The organism is Microbacterium profundi, assembly GCF_000763375.1.
GTDB lineage: Bacteria > Actinomycetota > Actinomycetes > Actinomycetales > Microbacteriaceae > Microbacterium > Microbacterium profundi.
Window position 1 is genome coordinate 1,595,871 of the sequence record NZ_JPSY01000001.1, and the last position, 22,218, is coordinate 1,618,088.

General features: G+C 66.7%; 19 protein-coding genes, 1 pseudogene and 1 riboswitch. Of the genes and pseudogenes, 9 read left to right on the forward strand and 11 right to left on the reverse strand.

Annotated elements, in window-relative coordinates; translation table 11 throughout:
• Positions 1-31 precede the first annotated feature (31 nt).
• From gcl to pucL, 7 genes and pseudogenes are all read left to right on the forward strand, one after another.
• On the forward strand, positions 32-1,828 hold the full coding sequence (gene gcl / locus JF52_RS0107580; RefSeq protein WP_033105657.1) for a glyoxylate carboligase: 1,797 nt from the start codon (positions 32-34) through the stop codon (positions 1,826-1,828).
• Position 1,829: 1 nt separating this feature from the next.
• Positions 1,830-2,933 (forward strand): annotated as a pseudogene (locus JF52_RS17760) (glycerate kinase); the annotation flags it as partial.
• 18 nt (positions 2,934-2,951) lie between these two features.
• Positions 2,952-4,385, forward strand: coding sequence for an allantoinase AllB (allB, locus tag JF52_RS17465; RefSeq protein ID WP_052166935.1), 1,434 nt, complete (start codon positions 2,952-2,954; stop codon positions 4,383-4,385).
• Positions 4,382-4,858, forward strand: a complete 477-nt coding sequence (gene bcp, locus JF52_RS0107590) for a thioredoxin-dependent thiol peroxidase (protein WP_033105658.1) — start codon at positions 4,382-4,384, stop codon at positions 4,856-4,858. The genes allB and bcp overlap by 4 nt, the downstream gene beginning before the upstream one ends.
• A 147-nt stretch (positions 4,859-5,005) precedes the next feature.
• On the forward strand, positions 5,006-5,503 hold the full coding sequence (gene uraD, locus JF52_RS0107595) for a 2-oxo-4-hydroxy-4-carboxy-5-ureidoimidazoline decarboxylase (protein WP_033105659.1): 498 nt from the start codon (positions 5,006-5,008) through the stop codon (positions 5,501-5,503).
• The gene (gene uraH / locus JF52_RS0107600) at positions 5,500-5,844 is read left to right on the forward strand and encodes a hydroxyisourate hydrolase (RefSeq protein ID WP_033105660.1); all 345 of its coding nucleotides are present in this window, start codon (positions 5,500-5,502) and stop codon (positions 5,842-5,844) included. Before uraD ends, uraH begins: the two co-directional genes overlap by 4 nt.
• A 4-nt stretch (positions 5,845-5,848) precedes the next feature.
• The gene (pucL, locus tag JF52_RS0107605; RefSeq protein WP_235272340.1) at positions 5,849-6,799 is read left to right on the forward strand and encodes a factor-independent urate hydroxylase; all 951 of its coding nucleotides are present in this window, start codon (positions 5,849-5,851) and stop codon (positions 6,797-6,799) included.
• Between the two features lie 27 nt (positions 6,800-6,826).
• Here pucL and JF52_RS0107610 read toward each other — a convergent pair whose 3' ends face one another.
• The 3 genes from JF52_RS0107610 to JF52_RS0107620 form a co-directional block, all read right to left on the reverse strand.
• Positions 6,827-7,744, reverse strand: coding sequence for a J domain-containing protein (locus JF52_RS0107610; RefSeq protein ID WP_033105661.1), 918 nt, complete (start codon positions 7,742-7,744; stop codon positions 6,827-6,829).
• On the reverse strand, positions 7,744-8,460 hold the full coding sequence (gene pnuC, locus JF52_RS0107615) for a nicotinamide riboside transporter PnuC (RefSeq protein WP_033106452.1): 717 nt from the start codon (positions 8,458-8,460) through the stop codon (positions 7,744-7,746). Before pnuC ends, JF52_RS0107610 begins: the two co-directional genes overlap by 1 nt.
• Before the next feature lie 74 nt (positions 8,461-8,534).
• Positions 8,535-8,663: riboswitch (FMN riboswitch) on the reverse strand.
• 128 nt (positions 8,664-8,791) lie between these two features.
• On the reverse strand, positions 8,792-10,549 hold the full coding sequence (locus tag JF52_RS0107620) for an HNH endonuclease signature motif containing protein (RefSeq protein ID WP_033105662.1): 1,758 nt from the start codon (positions 10,547-10,549) through the stop codon (positions 8,792-8,794).
• A gap of 247 nt (positions 10,550-10,796) precedes the next feature.
• Between JF52_RS0107620 and JF52_RS0107625 the strand changes: the two genes are divergently transcribed.
• Positions 10,797-11,384 (forward strand): protein-L-isoaspartate O-methyltransferase family protein, encoded by a 588-nt coding sequence (locus tag JF52_RS0107625; RefSeq protein ID WP_033105663.1) that lies wholly within the window; start codon positions 10,797-10,799, stop codon positions 11,382-11,384.
• A 220-nt stretch (positions 11,385-11,604) separates the two neighbouring features.
• Here JF52_RS0107625 and JF52_RS0107630 read toward each other — a convergent pair whose 3' ends face one another.
• Entirely contained in the window at positions 11,605-12,522 is a 918-nt protein-coding gene (locus JF52_RS0107630) for a DUF808 family protein (protein ID WP_033105664.1), read from the reverse strand.
• Between the two features lie 145 nt (positions 12,523-12,667).
• Between JF52_RS0107630 and msrA the strand changes: the two genes are divergently transcribed.
• Positions 12,668-13,213 carry a peptide-methionine (S)-S-oxide reductase MsrA gene (msrA, locus tag JF52_RS0107635; RefSeq protein ID WP_084595680.1) on the forward strand — a complete coding sequence of 182 codons (546 nt, stop codon included), beginning with the start codon at positions 12,668-12,670 and terminating at the stop codon, positions 13,211-13,213.
• A 25-nt stretch (positions 13,214-13,238) separates the two neighbouring features.
• On the opposite strand, the gene JF52_RS0107640 is transcribed toward msrA, so the two are convergent.
• The 7 genes from JF52_RS0107640 to JF52_RS0107670 form a co-directional block, all read right to left on the reverse strand.
• A complete protein-coding gene (locus JF52_RS0107640; RefSeq protein ID WP_033105666.1) occupies positions 13,239-14,213 on the reverse strand; it encodes a glycoside hydrolase family 130 protein in 975 nt (324 codons plus the stop codon).
• A 30-nt stretch (positions 14,214-14,243) separates the two neighbouring features.
• Positions 14,244-15,086: a carbohydrate ABC transporter permease gene (locus JF52_RS0107645; RefSeq protein WP_084595682.1), complete on the reverse strand. Its 843-nt coding sequence runs from the start codon at positions 15,084-15,086 to the stop codon at positions 14,244-14,246.
• Positions 15,083-15,979 (reverse strand): carbohydrate ABC transporter permease, encoded by an 897-nt coding sequence (locus JF52_RS0107650; protein ID WP_033105667.1) that lies wholly within the window; start codon positions 15,977-15,979, stop codon positions 15,083-15,085. The genes JF52_RS0107645 and JF52_RS0107650 overlap by 4 nt, the downstream gene beginning before the upstream one ends.
• 4 nt (positions 15,980-15,983) lie before the next feature.
• A complete protein-coding gene (locus JF52_RS0107655) occupies positions 15,984-17,252 on the reverse strand; it encodes an extracellular solute-binding protein (protein WP_033105668.1) in 1,269 nt (422 codons plus the stop codon).
• Positions 17,249-18,286 (reverse strand): LacI family DNA-binding transcriptional regulator, encoded by a 1,038-nt coding sequence (locus JF52_RS0107660; RefSeq protein ID WP_033105669.1) that lies wholly within the window; start codon positions 18,284-18,286, stop codon positions 17,249-17,251. The genes JF52_RS0107655 and JF52_RS0107660 overlap by 4 nt, the downstream gene beginning before the upstream one ends.
• Before the next feature lie 318 nt (positions 18,287-18,604).
• A complete protein-coding gene (locus JF52_RS0107665; RefSeq protein WP_160175045.1) occupies positions 18,605-19,879 on the reverse strand; it encodes an MFS transporter in 1,275 nt (424 codons plus the stop codon).
• A gap of 64 nt (positions 19,880-19,943) precedes the next feature.
• Complete coding sequence (locus JF52_RS0107670; protein ID WP_052166834.1) at positions 19,944-22,139, reverse strand: beta-glucosidase family protein; 2,196 nt, start codon at positions 22,137-22,139, stop codon at positions 19,944-19,946.
• Positions 22,140-22,218 lie beyond the last annotated feature (79 nt).

Sequence of the window (22,218 nt, forward strand, 5' to 3'; positions counted from 1 at the left end):
TCAGGGACCGATCACTCTCAAGGAGAATCTCATGACTCGCATGCGCGCGGCAGATGCCGCCGTGGCCATCCTGGTGAAGGAGGGCGCCATCGAGGCGTTCGGCCTGCCAGGGGCCGCCATCAACCCTTTCTATTCCGCGATGCGCGCCAACGGCGGCATCCGGCACACCCTTGCCCGCCACGTCGAGGGCGCAGCCCACATGGCCGACGGCTACACCCGCGCCGCCGACGGCAACATCGGCATCTGCATCGGCACCTCCGGCCCCGCCGGAACCGACATGATCACGGGGCTGTACGCGGCCTGGGCCGATTCGCTGCCGATCCTGTGCATCACCGGCCAGGCGCCCGTCGCGAAGCTGCACAAGGAAGACTTCCAGGCCGTCGACATCGAGACCATCGCCAAGCCCCTCACGAAGATGGCGATGACCGTGATGGAGGGTGCTCAGGTTCCCGGTGCCTTCCAGAAGGCGTTCCAGCTGATGCGCGAGGGGCGGCCTGGTCCGGTGCTCATCGACCTGCCGATCGACGTGCAGCAGACCGAGATCGAGTTCGACATCGACGCCTACGAGCCGCTGCCGATCGCCAAGCCCGTCACTTCGCGCCGTCAGGCCGAGAAGGCGATCGACATGCTGACCGCGAGCGCGCATCCGGTCATCGTCGCGGGTGGCGGCATCATCAACGCCGGCGCGTCCGCTCAGCTGGTCGAGCTCGCGGAGGTGCTCGGCATCCCGGTCATCCCGACTCTGATGGGCTGGGGAACCATCCCCGACGATCATGAGCTGAACGCCGGGATGGCGGGTCTTCAGACCTCGCACCGCTACGGCAACGCGACGCTGCTGGCGTCGGACTTCGTGATCGGCATCGGCAATCGCTGGGCCAACCGCCACACCGGCAGCGTCGACAAGTACACCGAGGGGCGTACGTTCGTGCACGTCGACATCGAGCCGACGCAGATCGGTCGCGTCTTCGCGCCTGACCTCGGGATCGTGTCGGATGCCGGTGCCGCCCTCGACGCGTTCCTCGAAGTAGCGCGCGAGCGGAGCATGTCGGGAACCCTGCCGGACTACTCGGCATGGGCCGATGAGAGCCGCGAGCGCAAGGCCACGCTGCAGCGCAAGACGCACTACGACGACGTGCCGATGAAGCCGCAACGCGTGTACGAGGAGATGAATCGCGCCTTCGGCAAGGACACCACCTACGTCACGACGATCGGGCTGTCGCAGATCGCCGGCGCGCAACTGCTGCATGTGTTCGGTCCGCGCAAGTGGATCAACGCGGCGCAGGCCGGTCCGCTCGGATGGACGGGGCCTGCCGCTCTCGGTGTCGTCCGCGGCAAGCCGGGCGAGACCGTGGTCGCACTGTCGGGCGACTACGACTTCCAGTTCATGATCGAAGAGCTCGCGGTGGGGGCGCAGCACAAGCTGCCGTACATCCACGTCGTCGTGAACAACAGCTATCTCGGGCTGATCCGCCAGGCCCAGCGCGGCTTCGAGATGGACTTCGAGGTGTCGCTGGCGTTCGAGAACATCAACTCCCCGCACGTGGAGGGCAGCACGGCGAACGGCTATGGTGTGGATCATGTCAAGGTCGCAGAGGGACTCGGATGCCGGGCGATCCGCGTCGAGCGCCCCGAAGACCTCGCCGCGGCATTCGCTGAGGCGCGGTCTCTCATCGAGCAGTATCAGGTTCCCGTCGTGGTCGAAGCGATCCTCGAGCGCGTGACGAACATTCCGATGGGCACCGAACTCGACAACGTCAACGAGTTCGGCGAGCTCGCCGTCACATCCGAGGATGCTCCGACCGCTATCCGTTCGCTCGCGAAGGTCTGAGATGCGTCTGGTCATCGCCCCCGACAAGTTCAAAGGGTCGCTGACGGCTCCCGAGGTGGCTGAAAGGGTCGCCTCGGGAGCGCGGCGCGCCGACCCGACGATCGAGGTCGTGACCGTTCCGGTCGCCGACGGCGGTGAGGGCACTCTGGATGCCGTGCTCGCCGCAGGATTCTCCTCCCGTACTGCTCTGGTCGCCGGACCGACCGGTGCGCGGATCGAGGCGGAGTTCGCGGTGCGCGGTGAAGAAGCGGTCGTCGAGATGGCGCGCGCCTCTGGCCTCGACTTGCTACCCGGTGGCCGTAAGGATGCGCTCGGGGCGACGAGTCTCGGCACCGGCCAGCTCATCCGCGCGGCTCTGGATGCCGGATGCCGACGCATCGTGCTCGGAATCGGAGGCAGCGCTTCCACCGACGGTGGGGCCGGTCTGCTGCAGGGGCTCGGCGTGCGGTTCCTCGACGCGGACGGTTCAGAACTGCGGGCGGGTGGCGGGGCACTCGCGCGCCTCGACTCCGTGGACGTGAGTGGGTTGGATGCACGGCTGCGCGACGCCGAGATCATCCTGGCGAGCGACGTGGACAATCCGCTCACCGGGCCGACCGGCGCTGCAGAGGTGTTCGGGCCGCAGAAGGGCGCGAGTGCCGACGACGTCGCGACGCTCGAGGCGGGTCTTGCGCGGTTGGTCGAGGTGCTTTCTGCCGCGGGCGGGTTCCCTGTCGCTGCGGCCGACGCCGCTTCCCGAGAGGGGGCTGGTGCCGCCGGCGGCGTGGGATTCGCCGCCATAGCGCTCGGCGCGACCAGGCGCGCGGGAGTCGACGTCGTCCTCGAAATGACAGGCCTCGCCTCCCAGATGGAGGGGGCGGATGCCGTCATCACCGGCGAGGGCAGCCTCGACGAGCAGAGCCTGATGGGCAAGACCCCGGTCGGCGTCGCACGTGCGGCGGCCGCTGCCGGCCTGCCGGTGTACGCGGTCTGCGGGCGGACGACGCTGTCCGCCGATGCGATTGCGGACGCCGGGTTCGCCGGAGCTCGCGCACTGTCCGAGCTCGAACCAGACGCCGAGCGCAGCATGGCTGAGGCCGGTCCGCTGCTTGAAGAGCTCGCCGAGGGCTTGGTGCGCACGATCATCGCAGAGCTCGATCTTGCAGAGCTCGATCTTGCAGGACCCGATACTGCAGGCGCGCACCGCTATGACCTCGTTCTTCGCGGTCGCGCCCTGATCGACGGTGCGATCACCTCCGCTGAGATCGGGGTGCGCGACGGCCGAATCGCCAAGGTCGCTCCTGCGGATGCCGGGCTCAGCGCCGCCCGGATCGTCGAACTCGCCGCGGACGAGGTGCTCCTGCCCGGCCTGGTAGACACGCACGTGCACGTCAACGAACCGGGTCGCACCGAGTGGGAGGGTTTCGAATCCGCCACGAGGGCGGCCGCGGCCGGTGGGGTCACGACGATCGTGGACATGCCGCTCAACAGCATCCCTCCCACCGTCTCGGTCGCTGCGCTCGATGAGAAGCGCGCCGTGGCGGAGGGGCGCGTCTTCGTCGACGTCGGATTCTGGGGCGGGGTGATCCCCGGCAACATCGCCGAGCTCGCTCCACTGCACGACGCGGGCGTCTACGGGTTCAAATGCTTCCTGCTTCCCTCCGGGGTCGATGAGTTCCCTGAGGTGTCTGTCGTCGAGATGCGCGACGCGATGGCGGTGCTCGCAGGGCTGGACTCGCTGCTGGTCGTGCACGCCGAAGATGCGCACATCATCGAGGAGTCGGTGCAGCCGGGGAGCCGCGAATACGCGCCGTTCCTCGCCTCGCGCCCGCGCTCGGCGGAGGATGCGGCGATCGCCGAGGTGATCCAGGGCGCGGCCGACACCGGCATACGCGCACACATCCTGCACCTCTCCAATGGCGACTCGCTCGGACGGATCGCGGCGGCTCGAGCCGATGGCGTCGACCTCACGGTGGAGACCTGCCCGCACTATCTGACACTCACCGCCGAAGACATCCTCGACGGGAGCACAGCATTCAAATGCTGTCCGCCGATTCGCGAGGGCGACAATCGCGACGAGCTGTGGCGCGGATTGTCGGAGGGGACGATCGACTACATCGTCTCCGATCATTCGCCGTCGACGCCTGAGATGAAGTTCGCCGGCGACGGTGACTTCTCGCTGGCGTGGGGCGGCATCGCGTCACTGCAGCTGGGGCTCCCGCTCGTGTGGACGCACGCGCGCGAGCGCGGGTACTCGCTCGAGCAGGTCGTGTCGCTCATGGCCGAGAAACCGGCGGCAAGAGTCGGTCTGGTCGACAAGGGCCGCATCATCGAGGGCGGCGCGGCCGATTTCGCCGTCTTCGCCCCGGAGGAGACGTTCACCGTCGATGCGAAGCGCCTTGCGCACCGGCATCCGATCACCCCCTACGACGGCCAGCAGCTCACGGGTATCGTGCGAACGACCTACCTCGCCGGAGCGCGGGTCGAGAGCGACGCCCCTCGCGGCCGGCTGCTGCGACGGGAAGACCCGGCCAGTCGGAGAACCGCCGAACCTATCGAGAATGGAGAAACCGCATGATCAACTCAACCGAAGAGCTCGAGGTCGGCCAGAAGGCTCCGGACTTCACGCTCACCGATGCATCCGGAACCCAGCGCACGCTGTCCGAGCTGCGCGGTGCACCAGTCATCGTCTACTTCTATCCGGCGGCGTTCACGCCTGGCTGCACAACCGAGGCGTGCGACTTCCGCGACAACCTCGGGTCGTTCCAGGGTGCTGGGTACACAGTGCTCGGGATCTCGCCCGATCCGGTCTCGAAGCTCGCGGAGTTCGCGGAGGCCGAACAGCTGAGCTTCCCGCTGCTGTCCGACGAGGATTCCGCTGTCGCGAAGGAATGGGGTGCGTGGGGTCAGAAGACCGTGAGCGGCCGCACGTTCGACGGCCTGATCCGCACGACGGTGGTGATCGACGCCGACGGGGTCATCTCGTCCGTGGAGTACAACGTGAACCCTGAGGGGCACGTCGCGCGGCTCAGGGACGAACTGCTGAAATGACCGCTGAACTGGGGTGCAGGGCTTGCCAGCTCCAGCATCCCGTTCTATGATTGTCGTATGCTGAAATAACAGTTCCACGATACGAGAGACATTCGCTCGTATTCCTTACACCGTGGATGCCAGCACGCAAGAGAAAGAGATCAAGCGATGTTGCTTGAGCAATTCAATCTGGCGGAGCGAGGCGACGCTGTCGCCGCGCTCAGGCCGTGCATCGATGTGACGCGATGGTGTGAAGACATCGTCGATCGCCGTCCGTACGAGTCGGTCGATTCTCTCGTGACGGAGGCGGCGCAGGCCGCCGATCCATTCACGGCCGAGGAGATCGATTCGGCTCTCGCGCACCATCCTCGGATCGGTGAACGTGCGGGGGGCGACAGCAGGGAGGCGACGCTGTCGCGCTCCGAGCAGGCCGGGGTCGACCCGTCCGATGCCGACGTGCAGCAGGCGCTTCGCGACGGCAACCTCGCGTACGAGGAGCGCTTCGGCCGGGTCTTCCTGATCCGCGCGGCCGGGCGATCGGCGGGCGAGATCCTGTCGAGTCTGCGGGAACGTCTGCAGCACGATCCAGCCTCGGAAGAGCGGATCATCGCCGGGCAACTGCGAGAGATCGCACTGCTCCGACTGAGAGGAACCATCACCGCATGACTGCTGTGTCGCACATCACGACCCACGTGCTCGATGCCGTCCAGGGGCTTCCGGCACCGGGCGTCACGGTGGTGCTCTCCGCTCTCAGAGACGGTGAGTGGATGCTGCTCGCCGAGGGCGTCACGGATTCCGACGGCCGCGCCAAGCAGCTCGGCCCCGAGGTCGTGCCCGCCGGCACCTACCGGCTCCATTTCGACACCGGCGGGTACTTCGCCCGCACCGACACCCCCACCTTCTATCCCGAAGTCGTGCTCACGTTCGTCGTCGATGACGAGCAGCGTCACTATCACGTGCCGCTGCTGCTGAGCCCCTTCGCATATTCGACCTACCGAGGAAGTTAGAACGATGACCGACATCATGACCCGCACCGAGACCTCCACCGCGACGCCGGACGACGGCATCATTCTCGGCCCGAACCAGTACGGCAAGGCCGAGGTCCGCGTCGTCAAGGTCACCAGAGACGGTGACCGGCACTCGATCGAGGACCTCAATGTCACTTCGCAGTTGCGCGGCGACTTCCAGGCCGCGCACCTCGACGGCGACAACGGTCACGTCGTCGCTACCGACACCCAGAAGAACACCGTGTTCTGCTTCGCGCGGGAGGGGATCGGTTCGCCCGAGGCGTTCCTGCTGCGGCTCTCCGATCACTTCACGAGCTCGTTCGACTGGGTCAAGGGCGGTCGCTGGCTCGCGGAGAGCTACGCGTGGGACCGGATCCAGGTCGACGGCGAAGGGCACGACCACTCCTTCGTCCGCTCGGGGCAAGAGACGCGCACGGCCGTCGTCGTCGCCGGGGGGGCGGAGCGGCACATCATCGCCGGGCTGAAGGGACTGACGGTGCTCAAGACCACGCAGTCCGGATTCGTCGGGTTCCCGAAGGACCGATACACGTCGCTCAAGGAGACCACCGACCGCATCCTCGCCACCGACGTCTCGGCGCGCTGGCGGTACGCCCAGGATGCCGATGCTCGCGATCTGGACTTCAATGAGATCTACGCGGACGTGAAGCGCATCCTGCTGGAGGAGTTCACGCGGCAATACTCGGCTGCGCTGCAGGCGACGCTGTTCGATATGGGCCGTGCGGTGCTCGCAGCGCATCCTGAGATCGCGGAGATCCGCTTCTCGATGCCCAACAAGCATCACTTCGTCGTCGATCTCGAACCGTACGGTCTCGACAACCCCAACGAGGTGTTCTTCGCCTCCGATCGCTCGTACGGCCTGATCGAAGCGGCCGTGACCCGTGAGGGTCAGGCCGAGGTGGCGTCGGCATGGGAGGCGGTCAGCTCGTTCTGCTGAGCGCTCGGCTCGATCTGAGCCCGTCGCTCAGACGAATCGCACGGCGTGCTGCAGGCGCGTGCGCACATCGAACAGCTCGTTGCCGCCGATGTCGCGCGCGCCCGGCACGCCCTGGCGCAGCACGGTGTGCAGCGCGCTGCGGCGCACGACGACCACAGGGACGCCGCGCACCTTCCCGAGGGGCGTGATTGCCTGGTCGAGGTCGTCGTCGGGCAGCACGACGATCGCTCCGCCGAAGCGGACACGGGCCGAACGTGCGACGACGCGCATGCGGGCGAGGAGAGCGGCGATGGGTGCGGCGCCGTCGACGGCCGGGCCGATGATCTCGCCGCGTCGGAAGCGGACGACCTCGCCGAAGTCCTCGGACAGCACGCCGTACAGGCCGGACGGGCTGAGTATGACGTGATCGAGCTTCGCGTCGGGCTCCGGGCCGGTCGCGACGTCGTGCCACACGGTGAAGCCCATGCCGAGGTCGGAAACGGTGCGCGCGGTCTCCTCTTCGGCGAGGGCGTCGGCGAGCATTCGGCGCAGTTCATGCGGTGCTGAGCGTACGAGCGCCGGGTCGTAAGGGTCGGGAACTTCGACGCCGTGGCCCGCCCATTCGCGGATCAATGACAGGTAGCGCTCGCGACGCCAACCGCCCGGGTGTCCATAGGAGCGTGCCTTCGGACGGGTGTCGGTGCGGGCAGGAGGCGCCTGCCAACCGCTCCAGGTCACCTCGTCGGCCGAGAAGCCGTGGCCGCGATCGTAGGCGGCGCGGGCTTCGACCGTGCCGACCAGTTCCCACGCCCGCTGCACCTGGTTGAACGCGGCAGCATCGCCGCCCGCATCCGGATGCGTCTGGCGCAAGCGCAGGCGGAACGCGCGCTTGATCTCGTCAGCGGTGGCGGTGGGGTCGACGCCGAGCACCTCGTAGGCCGAGGCGGAGAGCGGGCTGTCGAACATCACTCTCCATTCTGGTCGGTCCTCGCTATGCGCGGGTCGGGCATGATCGTGTCGATCTTCGGCTTGGCGTTCGCGTGCGCGCGCCACCAGACGACGAATCCGACGGCGGTGAAGACGCCGTAGAACACGTACATGAAGCCGGTGGCGTAGTACCCGGAGCTGAAGAGCAGTGGCACGCCGACGACGTCGACGGCGATCCAGATCAGCCAGAACTCGGTCCAGCCCTTCGCCATGCCGTAGGTCGCGAGCAGCGATCCGACGAAGGTCCAGGCATCCGCCCAGACCGGTTCCCACGAGCCGAGCAGACGGAACAGGGGCGTCAGAGCGATCGTTCCGATGATCATGACGAGTACGAGTCCGACGCGTGCGCTGTTCGGTGCCCAGCGTGGAGTCACCTGCCCGCCGCCTGCGGATGCCTGGCGCCAGCGGATCCAGCCGTAGACCGCGACCGCGATGAACATGATCTGGCGGCCGGCCTGGCCGAGCAGGTTCGGCAGCGAATGGGCTGGGTTGAGGATGGAGCCGAGGAAGACCGTCAGCAGCAGCAGATTGCCGACGATGCCGACCGGCCAGGCCCAGATCTTGCGGCGCATGCCGCCGAGGGCACTGGCGAGGCCGAAGACGTTACCGACGACTTCGCGGATGAGCAGGCTCTGCCCGCCGGGCAGCACCCATTGCGAGTTGAAGGCGTCGACCAGCCAGCGCAGGATGTCCATCGTTCTCCGTTCGGCATGGATGCTGCCGAGGAGGATGCTGCGCTCTTCCATGCGCGTCGCCGCGCATAGCTCACGCTGTGCTTCTCCCATCCAGACTTTGACTGTCGGTACCGGAGTTCCACCGGTTCAACCGCCGCTCCGAGGAGCTGCGGGTCGCGGACTATGACCGCCGGTTCGGAATTTCACCGACCCCGGAGCACATGTGTGTTCAGGTGGAACATTACCCGAGGTCGGGGAGGAGGTCGTTCAGCCCGGGACGGTCAGGTCGAAGCGATCGGATGCCGTCGGCGGGTCGCCGACCGGGTCGATACGGAAATGCGTCGAGACGCTGTCACGGGGTGTTCCATGTGGATTCGGGTTCGGTGTGGCGTTCGTGGTCGAGGGCTTCGTCGACGGCTTGGTAGTCGAGGTGGGGGGATCGCCATTTGGCGTAGGGGTCCCACCAGCCGGGTCCGCGGATTTCGGGGAGGCCGTTTCGCATGCGGATCTTCCAGATGCCCTCATCGAGGGTGTGATGGTGGTGCCAACATAACGGAACCCCGTTAGAGGTGTGGGTGGGCCCTCCGCGGGCGTGTTCTTGCACGTGGTGGATCTCGCACCAGTCGGCGGGGACGTCGCAGCCGGGGATGAGGCATTCGCGGTCTCTGAGCACGATCGCCCGCCGTTGGGTCGCGGTGAACAACCGCGCGCTGGTGCTGATCGCGACGATCGCACCCTTGTCGTCGAACAGCACCCGCTGGATCCCGCCCGCACACCCGGCGTGATCGGCCGCCCCGAGGGGGACGTCGTAGCCGGTGCCTTCGACTCTGGCCCGCCCGGTGCGGTTCGTGTAGTCCTCTGCGGTGACGGAGACGACCAGCGTCGGTGCCGCACCACCCAAGGTGGGCATGCCTCCGGAGGCCGCGGCGACCATCAGGGCGGTCGCGAACGCGTCGTGACGTTTCTGCGCGTGCGTGCGCATGTCCGCCAACTCCACCGGCGGCGATTTCGCCTTGTGCTCGGGGAGCCCGTCCACACGATCCGAGACGTCTTCGCCAGCACCGTACTCGGCGCTGCTGGAGTACTTCGCATCGAACCAGTCATCGCCGCTGCCGCCGTCGCGATCGTCGCCGCTGCCCTCGCGGGCGCCGCCGGTCTCCCCGCCGCTGCCGCGACCGCCGTTGGGCTCGTCATCGCCGCTGCCGTCGCTATCGGCGCTGCTGCCGTCGCGATCGTCGCCGCTGCGGCTGCCGTCGCGATCGTCGGCGCTGCGGCTGCCGTCGCCGCTGTCGTCTGAGGGTCGGAAGCGCACCGTACTGCTGCTGCCTTTGTCTTCGGCTTTCGGGTTCAACAGCGAATCGATGAGTTTCTGCAACTGTGCTGCGACCTCCGGCAACACCTCGCCCCGCACCGGCACCGACCCGTCACGGAGTTTCCCGATCGTGAAGAACCTGCGCCGCTTGCCCGCACGATCCGACGGCTCCGCCCCATCCGGATCCAACCTCGCGATGATATGCGCGGCCAGGGCGGCAAGCTCATCCACCGTCGGCAACGGCGCCCGCTCAGCGTTTACCGTCACCGTGCCATCCAGCGGCAGCCCGGCTGCGAACCTGGCCAGCACCGCATCCGCAGCCAACCGATCCGCGACCCCGATCCGCGCCGCTTTCCTCAACGGGACCGTGCATGCCAGGAACCCGCCCACCGACAGCACCCCGTCCGCCAACGCGACCGCGAGCTCGGGGAACTTCCCCGGCAGCAACGCACCAGAGGTGATGTCGACCTCACGGTGCACCGCCCCCGCGGCGGCCACATACCGGCGCGAGGCAGGCCCATCCACGAGAAGGGTGCGCCGCAGCAGTTCGGCCGCATCACGGCATCCCGCCCGCGTCGACAACCGCCCGCCACGCTCGCACTGATCCCGCCCCACCACCTGATCCGTGACCGCGACGACCGCCCCACCCAACCGCCGCTGCACACGCCCCAACACCCGAACCACATCCAGAAGCTCGGCGTCGTCAGCGACGCGAAGATCACCACCCGCACCAGAGGAGCCCATCGCATCGGCCAACAACCGATCGATGCCCTCCAACTCCTCCGCCAGTGATCTCATACCCCCATTCAACAAGGGGCCACCGACATTCAAACCCCAGATCAGACCACCTTCACGAACTGTGCACAACCACCCGAAACCCCACACCCGTGGAGGAAGAGTGCGCACACGATCGGCGCTCGAAAACTGACAGTGCGAGCGGCGAGCGGCGAGCGGCGCGCCGCAAACGCGAGGCACCCGAGCCTTCGGGCGTCACTGACACCGACGTCACCTGGTGCCCCGCCGTCCTCCGGCGTACGTTCGGATCATGGCCGGAATCAGGGTGGATCCCGCAACAGAAGCCCGCGTGCGCGCCGCCATGTCATCCACCCCGCGTGCAGAGTTCCTGCCTCCCGAAGTGCGCCACTTGGCAGACGCCGACCATCCGGTGATGATCGGCTGGAACGCGACGAACTCGCAGCCGTCGACGGTGGCCAGGATGCTCGAGTTGCTCGACGTGCAATCAGGTGACCGCGTGCTCGATGTGGGAAGCGGTTCGGGGTGGACCACCGCCATTCTCAGCGTTCTGGCCGGCGACGAGGGCGCCGTCATCGGCGTCGAGCTGGTCCCGCAGTTGGTCGAGTACGGAAATGAGCGGCTCGCGGAGACCGGAACACGCGCCGAGATCAGGGAAGCCGTCCCCGGTGTCCTCGGCCTTCCCGACGAAGCGCCGTTCGACCGGATCCTCGTCTCAGCGCAGGCGGCGACAGTTCCGACACAGCTGGAGGCTCAACTCGCCGAAGGCGGACGCCTCGTCGCGCCGATCGCAGGGCTGATGACAGTGGTCGACATGCGTGACGGCCTCCCGCACAGACGGGCGGATGCCGGGATCTACAGCTTCGTCCCTCTCGTCTGAGACGATGACCGGCACGAGAGACGCGAGCGCATCACGCCTCCAGGTCCGCCCAGCCCGCGATGTCAACGCCGTGATTGTCCGGCGACGCGATCGTCCACGATTGGGGTGCGGGGTCGTCGGCAGCGATGCGCCCACCCGCAGCGACCGCGGCCCGCACACGCCGCTCCGCGAGGCTACGCCCGCACCCACCGCCGGAAAAGCCCTCCGCCGAGATCGCGAACTACGCGCCCACCGTCGCCGGCGATTCCTCGCCTTCATGGAAGCTCGGCTCCTTGCCCAGCATCCGTCCGATCAGAAGCACGATCCCGACGACCACGAGTCCCACGGCGAGCCCGGCCACCGCTGAGACGAAGGTCTCGCCGATCCACGCGATGACTGCTCCGGCGGGCGCGAGGAATTCCTGGATGCCGTGCAGCATGTCGCTGAAGAACACCAAGCCGACCTCGCCGAGGTTCGCAAGCAGCAGGTGGCCGCCGACCCACAACATGGCGACCGTTCCGACCACGCTGATGACGCGGAACACCGCCGGCATCGAACGCACGATCCGCGTCCCCGTGTGGCGCACGCGACGCGAGGGGTTCTTCGCCATCTTCAGACCGATGTCGTCGATCTTCACGAGCAGCGCGACCGCGCCGTAGACGATGACCGTCATCAACAGGGCGATCACGGCGAGGATCGCGAGCGTCATCCAGATGTCGAGCCCGGCCTCGAGATTCGACAGCGAGATGAGCATGATCTCGGTCGACAGGATGAGGTCGGTGCGGATCGCACCCCAGACGAGCTTGTTCTCGTTGCGCGCACCCTCATCGGCGCGGCCGTGGCTGAGCCCGAACCACTCCAGCACTTTCTCGGCGCCTTCGAAGCAGAGATACGTGCCGCCGAGGATGAGGAGGAACGGCAGCACCCACGGAGCGAACGCGGTCAGAAGCAGTGCGATCGGGATGATGATCACGAACTTGTTCGCGAGCGATCCGAGCGTGATCTTCGCGACCACCGGCAGCTCGCGTGCCGGCGAGATGCCCTGCACGTACTGCGGAGTGACAGCGGCGTCGTCGATCACGACACCCGCGGCCTTGGCCGACGCCTTCATCGCAGCGCTCAGAATGTCGTCGACGACGGCGAGCAGACCAACCGACATGCGTCCCCCTAGATGTTCAGGAAAGCAACACTACTGGCCCGATGCCCTGGCCGCTGTCGCCCGGAACCTCGATGTGGTGCGGAATGCCCGAAGCGGTGAGACTGTTCTCAAGGGGTGACAGATCATCACCCGAGGAGGGTCCATCATGACCGATACCGGAACCATCACCCGCACACCAGGCACCGAGACGGCGGTCCTCGCCGGCGGATGCTTCTGGGGCATGGAAGACCTCGTCCGTCGCCAGCCCGGCGTGCTCGACACCAGAGTCGGCTACACCGGCGGCGAGAACGCCTACGCGACCTACCGCAATCACCCCGGTCACGCCGAAGCCCTGGAGGTCGTGTTCGATCCCACGAAGACGACGTACCGCGACGTCCTCGCGTTCTTCTTCCAGATCCACGACCCCTCGACGCTGAACCGTCAGGGCAACGACATCGGCACGAGCTACCGTTCGGCGATCTTCCCGTTGAGCCCCGAGCAGGAGCAGATCGCCCGTGAGACGATCGCCGACGTCGATGCATCCGGGCTGTGGCCGGCCAAGGCGGTCACGACGATCGAGCCGGAAGGTCCGTTCTGGGAGGCCGAACCCGAGCACCAGGACTATCTGATCACATACCCGAACGGGTACACCTGCCATTTCCCGCGCGCGGGATGGGTGCTGCCGAAGCGCGAACAGGCCGCGAGCGCCTGACCGGCCTCACCCCGCGCGACCGGCCTCACGCCGTGCGCAGCGCACGCCCCCACGGCTGAGCCGGGTCGTGGATCGCGACGGCCAGAGTCGTGTCGGACTGGCCGTAGTACGCGAACCATCGATCCTTGAACTTCACCAGCCCCTCCACGAACGTCACGTTCGAGACGAGACCGTTGGTGTCCTCGAACGTCTGCGGACGCAGCCATGGTTCCTGAAGCCGGGCGATCACCTTCGTCGGCTCATCGGGGTCGATGGCGATCTGGCCGCATCGGTAGTCGACGTCGACCGAGCCGTCGTCATTGACCGTGCGCGTCGCACCGTTGGTGAGGAAGACCAGCAGTCCGTTGTCGGCCAGCACGGGCGAGGTGCCGATCTCGACCAGGGCCTCGTCCCATGTGCCGGGAGTCGGGGAGTACATCGGATCGGTGTCGGCGGTGCCTGGCGTCCAGTGGATCAGATCGTCGCTGGTCGCCCAGTAGATCGCGCCCTCGCCGAAGTACATCCACCACTTGCCGTGCATCTTCACCGGCACGATCACGCCGGCCTTCGACCAGTTGAACCCGCGTGGATCCATCGTCTTGAACGTGTCGAAGCCCTCGAACAGCGGACCGTGCTTGGTCCAGGTGCGCAGGTCCGTCGACGTCGCGAGGCACAACTGTGCGCTGTGGCGATCCCAGCCGGTGTAGGTGAGGTAGTAGGTCCCGTCGATCAGCGCGATCCGCGGATCCTCGCACCCGAAGCGCTCGTAGTCCTCGGAGGGGGAGAGGATCGGCGCATCCTCGCGCGTGAAGTTCACGCCATCCCCGGATCGGGCCATGCCGATGTGCGACACGATGTCGTCGGCATGCGCACGGTAGAGCAGCACGACCTCGCCGGCGTCGACGAGCGCGGCCGGGTTGTAGAGGTTGGACGATTCCCAGCTGTCGCCGCGCGGACGCAGGATGGGGTTTCCCTCGAACGGGGTGAACGGGCCGAGGGGGAAGGTGGCTCCGGTGAACATGGATGCCCTTTCTGGCTAGACAGTGCTTGATCAGCCCTTGACGGCTGCGCCGAGGTCGGTGGCTCTGAAGAACCTCTGGAAGACGATGAACAGGATCACGACGGGGAACGCGAGCGCCGTGGCGCCGGCGAGGATCGCCCCGTTCGGGTTGGCAGTGGACTGCGCGACGTTGCTGATGTAGTTCGCCAGCGACACCGCGAGCGGCTGAAGCGAGGCATCCTTCGTGATGAGGAACGGCCAGAGGAACTCGTTCCACGGGCCGATGAACGTGACGAGGACGACGGTCACCAGCACGGGGCGGATGAGCGGGATCGCCACTGACGTCAGCAGCCGGATCTCACCTGCACCGTCGATCCGCGCCGCTTCGAAGATCTCCACCGGCAGCGCCTTGAAGAACTGCACGAAGATGAACACCGCCGTCGTATTGATGAGGAACGGCAGGATCATGCCCATGTAGGAGTCGCCGAGGCCGTAGTTGCGGGTGATCTGCACGTAGAGCGGGATCATGAGCAACTGGAACGGCACCATCTGGACGAGCAGCATCAGCACCCAGATCACACCGCGGCCGCGGAAGTCGAGGCGTGCGATCGCGTATCCGGCCAGGAGGCCGAACACCACGGTGCCCAGCAGTACGCCCGCCGTGAAGATCAGCGAGTTCAGCAACGATCCCGCCAGGTCGATCCGCGAGTCGATCGCGATGAAGTTGTCGACGGTCCACCCGCTGGTCGGGAAGAGCTCGTCAGGGGCGTTCGTCGGGCTCTCCTGGAATGCGCCGACGATCATGAAGTAGAACGGGAAGGCGAACCCGATCGCTGCGATCGTGAGCAGGATGATGCTCAGGATGCGAGGGATCTTACTTCTGCGTCTCATCATCTCTCCCTCGTCGCGCGGTTGGCGGCCAGTGACAGCATCCCGACCAGGATCACCAGGATCATGCCGATCGCGGCCGCCGTGTCCGGGTTCTGCTGCTGGATACCCAGTTGGTAGATGAGCAGCACGGGCGTGGACGATGCCCCGTCCGGGCCGCCGCCGTTGGTCAGCAGGTACGGCTCTGTGAACAGGTTGGCGCCGGTGATGATCGACAGGATCAGCACGAGCGTGGTGGCGCTGCGCACGCCGGGCACTGTCACGTGCAGGAATCGCTTGAAGGCGCCGGCTCCGTCGGTCTCCGCCGATTCGTAGAGCTCCTTCGGCACGTTCTGGAGAGCGGCGAGGTACAGCAGGATGTAGAAGCCCAGCTGCTTCCACGTCACGTAGAGCGCGATCATCGGCATCGCCAGCCCGCTGTTCACGAGCCAGGACGGTTCGGGGGCGAGCGGACCGAGGATGGTGTTGATCAGGCCGTTGCCCGAGAACAGCAGCATCCAGACGCCGACGAGCGAGACGCTCGCCGTCAGATACGGCACATAGAACGCGACCCGGTAGGCGGCCACCCAGCGGATGCCGGTGTTCAGCGCCGCCGCGAGCACGAGTGAGAGCACGGCGGTCAGCGGCACGTTTATGACCAGGAAGACCAGGGTGTTGCGGAAGGACCCGAGCACCCGCGGATCGGTGAGCACGGTGACGAAGTTGTCGAACCCGACGAACGGCCGATCGACTTCGACGTTGGGTGCGGTGAAGAAGTAATCGTGGAACGCAATGTAGACCGCGAACGCGAGTGGATACGCGAAGATCGCGATCACGAAGACGAAGTACGGCAGCGAGAAGAGGCCACCGATCGGCTGCGCACCCAGCAATCGGGTGCGCAGCCGCCGCTTGTCGGTCATCAGGTCACTCGGCGACGAGTTCGTCGATCTTCGAGGTCGCGGTGCTGAGGAAGTCGTCGATCGACTCCTTGCCGAAGATCACCGCTGCGGAGTACTCGTCGCGGAAGGCCTGCCATGCCTCCACAGAGTTGGGGATGCTGGGCACGTCGGCCGTCGCCTCGGCCTGCTCAGCGAACGCGACATAGTTCGGGTTCGCCTCGAAGTAGTCGCCGTATGTGCCAGTGAGGTCGGTGCGCATCGGCATCTGCCCGGTGAGCTCGAGGAGCTGTCCGTCGCTGTCGACGCTCGTGGAGAACTTGAGGAACTCCCACGCCGTGGCCTGGTTCTCGCAGGCGGTGAACATCGACACGCTCTTGGAGTCGGCGAACGTCGTCGGGCTCTCACGGCCGTCGCTCGTCGGAACCGGCATGAAGCCCACGTCGACGGTCTCGGCATACGACGGGATCGCCCATGGGCCTGCGAGCTGCATCGCCGTGGTCCCGGCCGACATCGCGTCGTCGGTGGATGCCTCGTTGGGCGAGAGCTTCTCGTCGTAGAACGTCTTCCAGAACTCGGCGACGGCGCGTCCTTCGTCCGAATCGAAGGTGGACTTGCCGTCTTCGACGAGCATCGTGCCGTCGGTCTCGGCGAGGTACAGCGGGTAGAAGTCGAACCACGGCTGGAAGAACTCGCTCGTCGGCGCCGGCCAGATGGCGCTCTGCACACCGGAATCCACGATCGCGCGCGAGCCCTCGAGGAAGGCATCGTACGTGTTCATCTGCGGATCCTCGGGGTCGATGCCCGCGGCTTCGAACAGCGCCTTGTTGTACATGACCATGACCGGGTTCGACTTCCACGGCAGCTGGTAGAAGCTGCCGTCGCTCGCGTAGGACTCGACGTCCCCACCCCGCTCGCTGATGTAGTCGCTGCCGCCCTCGATCGAACTGAGGTCGACGAGTCCGCCCTGCTTGACCCAGCCTGAGACGGCCGCCGGCGCGACGTTGTAGACGAGGCAGGGGGCGGTGCCTGCGGTGATCGCGGCGGTGATGGCCTCCTCAGAGGAGGACCCTGCCGGGATCTCCTGCGCCGTCACCTTCTCGTCCGGATGCTCGGCGTTCCAGGCCTCGACGACGGCGGTGCCCCATGCGACCTCCTGCTCGTTGTTGGACAGCCAGACGTCGATGGGTCCGGTGCCTTCGGCTCCGCCCTCGCCGCCTCCTCCGCCTCCGGACGAACATCCGGTGGCGACGAGTGCGACGGCGGCGATGACTGCTGCTGCGCGTGTCTTCTTCATGGTGTCCTCCTTGACACTTCGGGTGGTGCGGGTGTGGATGCTGTGGATTCGGTGCTCTCGCGGAAATGAACGACGTTGCAGTCGACGAGCTCCGTGCGCGGCTCCGCGCCGAGGATGCCTTCCCGCAGGAGGCGGGCCGCCGCGCGACCTCGCGCGGCGGGATCGGACGAGACGCTCGTCAGCGCCGGGGAGAGATGAGCAGACAGATGATCATCGTCGAATCCGGAGATAGCGAGATCGCGCGGAACGGAGAGACCCTGTGAGCGGGCGTAGGACAGACCGGCGATCGCCATGGTGTCGTTCGAGTACAGGATGGCGGACGGACGGTCAGGCAGCGCCAGCAGCTCGGCGGTCAGAGCGCGGCCGCTCGAGGCGGTGAAGTCCCCTTCGCGGAGCAGCGAACCGCCGCCGATGGCATCGACGTATGCGTCCGCGCGCGCCTTCGAGTGCACGTAGTCGAGCGGCCCGGAGACGTGGGCGATGCGCTCGTGACCGTCGGTGCGGAGCTTTGCGACGATCTCACGCACGGGAGCGGCATCGTCGGTGCGGACGCATGAGAAGCCACTCGGCTGGTCGTAGGCGCCGACCAGCACGGTCGGCAGGTTCAGTTCGGCCAGAAGCGGGACCCGCCAGTCGTCCGTGCGGAGATCGAGCAGGAGCGCTCCGTCCGCCCGACCGCGACTGAGCGCCCGATAGGCGCGTTCCTCTGCCGCGCGGTCGGGGACGACCTGAAGGATGAGCGCGGTCTCAGTCGGCGCCAGTACGGATTCGACTCCGGCGATGAATGCGGGGAAGAACGAGTCGTTGGCGATGACCTCAGGGTCACGGGCGAGAACCACCGCGATCGCGTTGGCTCGACTGGTCGCCAGCGCTCTCGCGCTCTGACTCGGCACCCAGTTGAGGCGTTCCGCTGCCGCGAGCACCTTGCTGCGGGTCTCGTCCGAGATCGGCCGGTTGCCGCTGAGGGCATGCGAGACCGTCGCTTTCGTGACGCCGGCTTCGCGAGCGACATCGGCGATCGTCGTGCGGCTCATGCCACCTCCTCGTAGCTGCGACCGGAGGACGCGCATAGAGGCGCGTGTGAACCGGTTTGACGAAAGTGTAAACCGGTTTGACGACGAGTGTCAACGAGCAGGAGCAGATCTCCCGCGACACGATTGCCGACGTCGACGCCTCAGGCCCGCCGAGGCGGTCACCGCGATCGCGGCCGAAGACCCGTTTGGGAGGCCGAGACCGAGCGTCAGGATTTATCTGAGCCTGTACGCACGCCGGAAACGGTAGGAGACGCACTCGTCGAGCGGGTGTCTCGCACCGTTTTCGGCGTCACGTGCGCTGAACGGATTCTGCCGGTGTCAGCGCGTGCCGCGGATCATCATGATCGTTATCGCGGAGAACACTGCGATTCCCGCGGCGAGATAGAAACCCGCTCCGTATCCGCCGAGGGTCGTCACGGCCACGGACATCACCACGGGACCGAGGATCTGCCCTCCGGTGGTCGCCATGTTGAGGATTCCGAGATCCTTCGCGGCGGTGGCCGGGTCGGGCAGGACGGCGTAGTTCAGCGCCTGGTCGACCGAGTTGAACACGCCGAATGCGAGCCCGAGGCCGAGCACGGCGAACACGATCATCGACGAGCTGTCGTGCCAGAGCGCGGGGACCAGCAGAGCGATCACCAGGATGATGGATGCCGCGGCGACCGGCGCCTTCCGGCGCCCGATGCGGTCGGACAGCGGTCCCGCGATGACGCCCGCGATCAGCGACCCGACGGTCTGGATCCCGGCGATCGCCGCGAGCATACCGGCCGCAGCGATCATGGGAAGCGCGAAGTGGTCGGTGAGGATGTAGAGCTGGTATCCGGTGATCGAGTACATCGCGAGAACGAACAGAAGTTTTCCGACGAGTGCGAAGTAGAAGTCGCGTGCGCCCTTGCGCGGGAACGAGAACGAGTGCAGGATCGCGGCGCGGTCGAACGGAGGCTTAGGTTCGTCCTTGTTCGAGCGATCCGGTGCGATGAGGGCGACCACGGGGCCGGCGAGGAGCACGACGACGCCGAACACGATGAAGCCGGTTCCGGTGTCGCCGAGGAAGCGCGCTGCCACGATCCCCGCAGCGCCGGCGCCGATCGTGCTGCCGACACCGTAGATGGCGGAGAACGTTCCCCGTCTCTTCTCCGGCACGCGGTCCGGGATGATCGCGATCAGCGGAGCGACGATCGCATTGAGGAAGAACTGGAAGACGCACCACAGCGCGACGAGAGCGACGACGGAGTCGACGACGGAGAGGGCGAAGAGGGAGAGAGCGCACGCTGCGGAGCCGAGCAGTATCCACGGAGTGCGCCGGCCGAGGCGCGACCTGGTCCGGTCCGACAGCGCGCCGAACACGATGTTCGCCACCAGCGCGACGACCGAGCCGACCATCGACAGCATGGCGATGGCTGCGACCTTCTCATCGGGCGCGATCAGCTCCAGGCGGGCCGGCAGCAGGACACCGATCCCGGCGATGAACGGGGCGAGCCAGAGCAGATTGCCGAGGATGATCGCGATCGCCAGCCGGATCGGGGATCGAGGGTTGTCAGCAGGCGCCGGTGCGGTGGCGCTTGCGAGGGGTGTTGCAGGAATGGAAGACATCATCGTCCTTTCAAGGTGCTGCGACCCGCGACCGAACAGTGCGGGCCATGAGGTGGGAGCGCCGTCAAGCGCCTGCGTCAGGGAGAGACCCTGTCCGGGGGCAGACGAGCGCCGGGGCCGGCAGTTCGAGAGTGGTGTCGACTGCATCGCGATCGCCGGCGAAAGAGGCCACCTCAAGACTGATCGCTCCGTTCGGAGTGATCAGTCTGTCGGCCTCCGGTGACCATACGGCGAGCGGACGGAGTGAGAGCGGGACCGTGATCACGCGTCGTTCTCCAGTCTCGAGCGCGACGGGTGTGAAGCCGAGCAGCACGCGGTCGCCGACCTGTGGGCGGTGGGCATACACCTGCACGACGTGGCGACCGGCGCGTGAACCTGTGTTCTCCAGTGCGACGGTGACCCGTGCCGTCTCGTCTCCTGTGAACTCTGCCGCAGCATCCGAGAGGGAGAACTGCGTGTACGACAGCCCGAACCCGAATGGGAACGCGGCGGGTACGCCGAGGCGATCGAGCAGCCGCTGCCCGTGCCAGCGATCGTAGGTGATCTCGGTGGCATGCCGGTCGAAGTACGGCAGGTGGTCTTCGCTGGTGGGGATGGCGAACGGCAGGCGCCCGGAAGGATCTGCGGCACCGAGGAGCACATCCGCCAGTCCGTTACCGCCTTCCATCCCGGCGTACCAGCCCATCAGGATGCCGGGGACGCTGGACTTCCAGGATTCGGTGATAACCGCGCCGGCGGCCACGATCACGACGACCGTGCGGGCATTGGCCGAGCCGACGGCGCGGATGATCTCCTCGTCGACCGGCCGGAGGGTGAGCCGTTCGCGGTCGCCGCCGCCGGCCATCGCCTCGGCGCCGGCCATGGATGCGATCGCGACGTCGCCGTCCGGATGCGGCGGGAACAGCGCAGTGAGTTCTGCGCCGAACGCATCGGGATCGGCCCATTCGCCCTCGTCGTCGGCCGTGTAGCCCGCGACGATCACAGCCGCATCGCAGTCCGCGGCTGCTCGCGCCGCAGCGTCGGCGTCATCGTCCGGGACGTACACGATCTCGGCGTCGGGCAGCGCGGACGTCAGGCCCTCGAGAGCCGTGACGACATAGGGGGAGCGGACATCGGACGAACCATGGTCTCCGGTGTTGGCGAGGTCGGCGAGGCGGCCGATGACGGCCAGCCGACGGATCTGCGTGCCATTCAGCGGAAGAACCGGCGTGCCTTCGACCGGTTCGTTGCGCAGAAGCACGGCGCCGCGCGCGGCGGCTTCCCGTGCGAGAGCCGTGTGCGCGGGGCTTGCGATGACGTCGCGGGATGGCACCTCGTCCGGCAGTGCGGCGGCGAAGCGAAGCTGGGTTGCGATGATGCGAAGTCCGGCACGCTCGACTGCAGCCCAGCTGGCGGATCCGTCTGCGAGAGCGGTTTCGAGGTGCTCGGCGCGGATCTGCCGGAACGGCTCCTCCACATCGAGTCCGGCTTCGAGGCTGAGAGCGGCATCGCGCAGGCCGAACACGAAGTCGGATACGGTGACGCCCTTGAAGTTCCAGCGCTCGCGCAGGATATCCGTCAGCAATTGCTTGTTCTGCCCGGCCCATTCTCCGTTTACGGAATTGTAGGCCGACATCACACCGGCGACGCCTTCCTCGATCACGCGACGGAAGTGCGGCAGGTACACCTCGTGGAGGGTCGCATCATCGGCTGTGACATCGACCTTCAGGCGGGCGTTCTCCATCGAGTTGAGTGCGTAGTGCTTGACGCAGGCCATGACATGCTTCTGCACGCCGCGGGTGAGGGCGGATCCCATCTCCCCGAGCAGGAGTGAGTCTTCGCCGTAGGTCTCCTGAGCGCGGCCCCACGCGGGATGGCGGAGCAGGTTGATGCAGACCCCTGCGAAGAAGTTGCCGCCCTGGGCTGCGACTTCGGCGCCGATCGCCTCGCCGATCCGCTGCTCGAGTTCGGTGTCCCAGGTGGCGCCGCGCGACATGGAGACGGGGAAGGCGGTCGACTTGCCCACGACGACACCACGGGGGCCGTCGCTGAAGCGGAGACCCGGGATCCCCAGTCTCGGGATCGAACCGTGCACGATGGGGTGCACGTTGTACCCCTCCTGCATCATGACGCTCTGTCCCTCCCAGAAAGGATCGTCGCCATCGAGCAGCCAAAGGCGCTCTTCGGATGAATGCTGCGCGTACAGTGCGACCGCTTCGACGGCGGCATCGGCCCCGTCTCGGACTGCCCGGACGGCGGCGTCGAATGGTGTGGATGACATCTGCGTCTCCTCAGACTATTACTTCATACTTACGAGGTACGCGGTAAAGATAGCACGATCGTGGTGCAGCGCAACAGGT

Bases quoted from the DNA above. Each gene is read 5' to 3' on its own strand.
- gcl (WP_033105657.1), top strand. From the start codon at position 32: ATGACTCGCATGCGCGCGGCAGATGCCGCCGTGGCCATCCTGGTGAAG.
- bcp (WP_033105658.1), top strand. From the start codon at position 4,382: ATGATCAACTCAACCGAAGAGCTCGAGGTCGGCCAGAAGGCTCCGGAC.
- uraD (WP_033105659.1), top strand. From the start codon at position 5,006: ATGTTGCTTGAGCAATTCAATCTGGCGGAGCGAGGCGACGCTGTCGCC.
- uraH (WP_033105660.1), top strand. From the start codon at position 5,500: ATGACTGCTGTGTCGCACATCACGACCCACGTGCTCGATGCCGTCCAG.
- pucL (WP_235272340.1), top strand. From the start codon at position 5,849: ATGACCGACATCATGACCCGCACCGAGACCTCCACCGCGACGCCGGAC.
- JF52_RS0107610 (WP_033105661.1), bottom strand. From the start codon at position 7,744: ATGTTCGACAGCCCGCTCTCCGCCTCGGCCTACGAGGTGCTCGGCGTC.
- pnuC (WP_033106452.1), bottom strand. From the start codon at position 8,460: ATGGACATCCTGCGCTGGCTGGTCGACGCCTTCAACTCGCAATGGGTG.
- JF52_RS0107620 (WP_033105662.1), bottom strand. From the start codon at position 10,549: ATGAGATCACTGGCGGAGGAGTTGGAGGGCATCGATCGGTTGTTGGCC.
- JF52_RS0107625 (WP_033105663.1), top strand. From the start codon at position 10,797: ATGGCCGGAATCAGGGTGGATCCCGCAACAGAAGCCCGCGTGCGCGCC.
- JF52_RS0107630 (WP_033105664.1), bottom strand. From the start codon at position 12,522: ATGTCGGTTGGTCTGCTCGCCGTCGTCGACGACATTCTGAGCGCTGCG.
- msrA (WP_084595680.1), top strand. From the start codon at position 12,668: ATGACCGATACCGGAACCATCACCCGCACACCAGGCACCGAGACGGCG.
- JF52_RS0107640 (WP_033105666.1), bottom strand. From the start codon at position 14,213: ATGTTCACCGGAGCCACCTTCCCCCTCGGCCCGTTCACCCCGTTCGAG.
- JF52_RS0107645 (WP_084595682.1), bottom strand. From the start codon at position 15,086: ATGATGAGACGCAGAAGTAAGATCCCTCGCATCCTGAGCATCATCCTG.
- JF52_RS0107650 (WP_033105667.1), bottom strand. From the start codon at position 15,979: ATGACCGACAAGCGGCGGCTGCGCACCCGATTGCTGGGTGCGCAGCCG.
- JF52_RS0107655 (WP_033105668.1), bottom strand. From the start codon at position 17,252: ATGAAGAAGACACGCGCAGCAGCAGTCATCGCCGCCGTCGCACTCGTC.
- JF52_RS0107660 (WP_033105669.1), bottom strand. From the start codon at position 18,286: ATGAGCCGCACGACGATCGCCGATGTCGCTCGCGAAGCCGGCGTCACG.
- JF52_RS0107665 (WP_160175045.1), bottom strand. From the start codon at position 19,879: ATGTCTTCCATTCCTGCAACACCCCTCGCAAGCGCCACCGCACCGGCG.
- JF52_RS0107670 (WP_052166834.1), bottom strand. From the start codon at position 22,139: ATGTCATCCACACCATTCGACGCCGCCGTCCGGGCAGTCCGAGACGGG.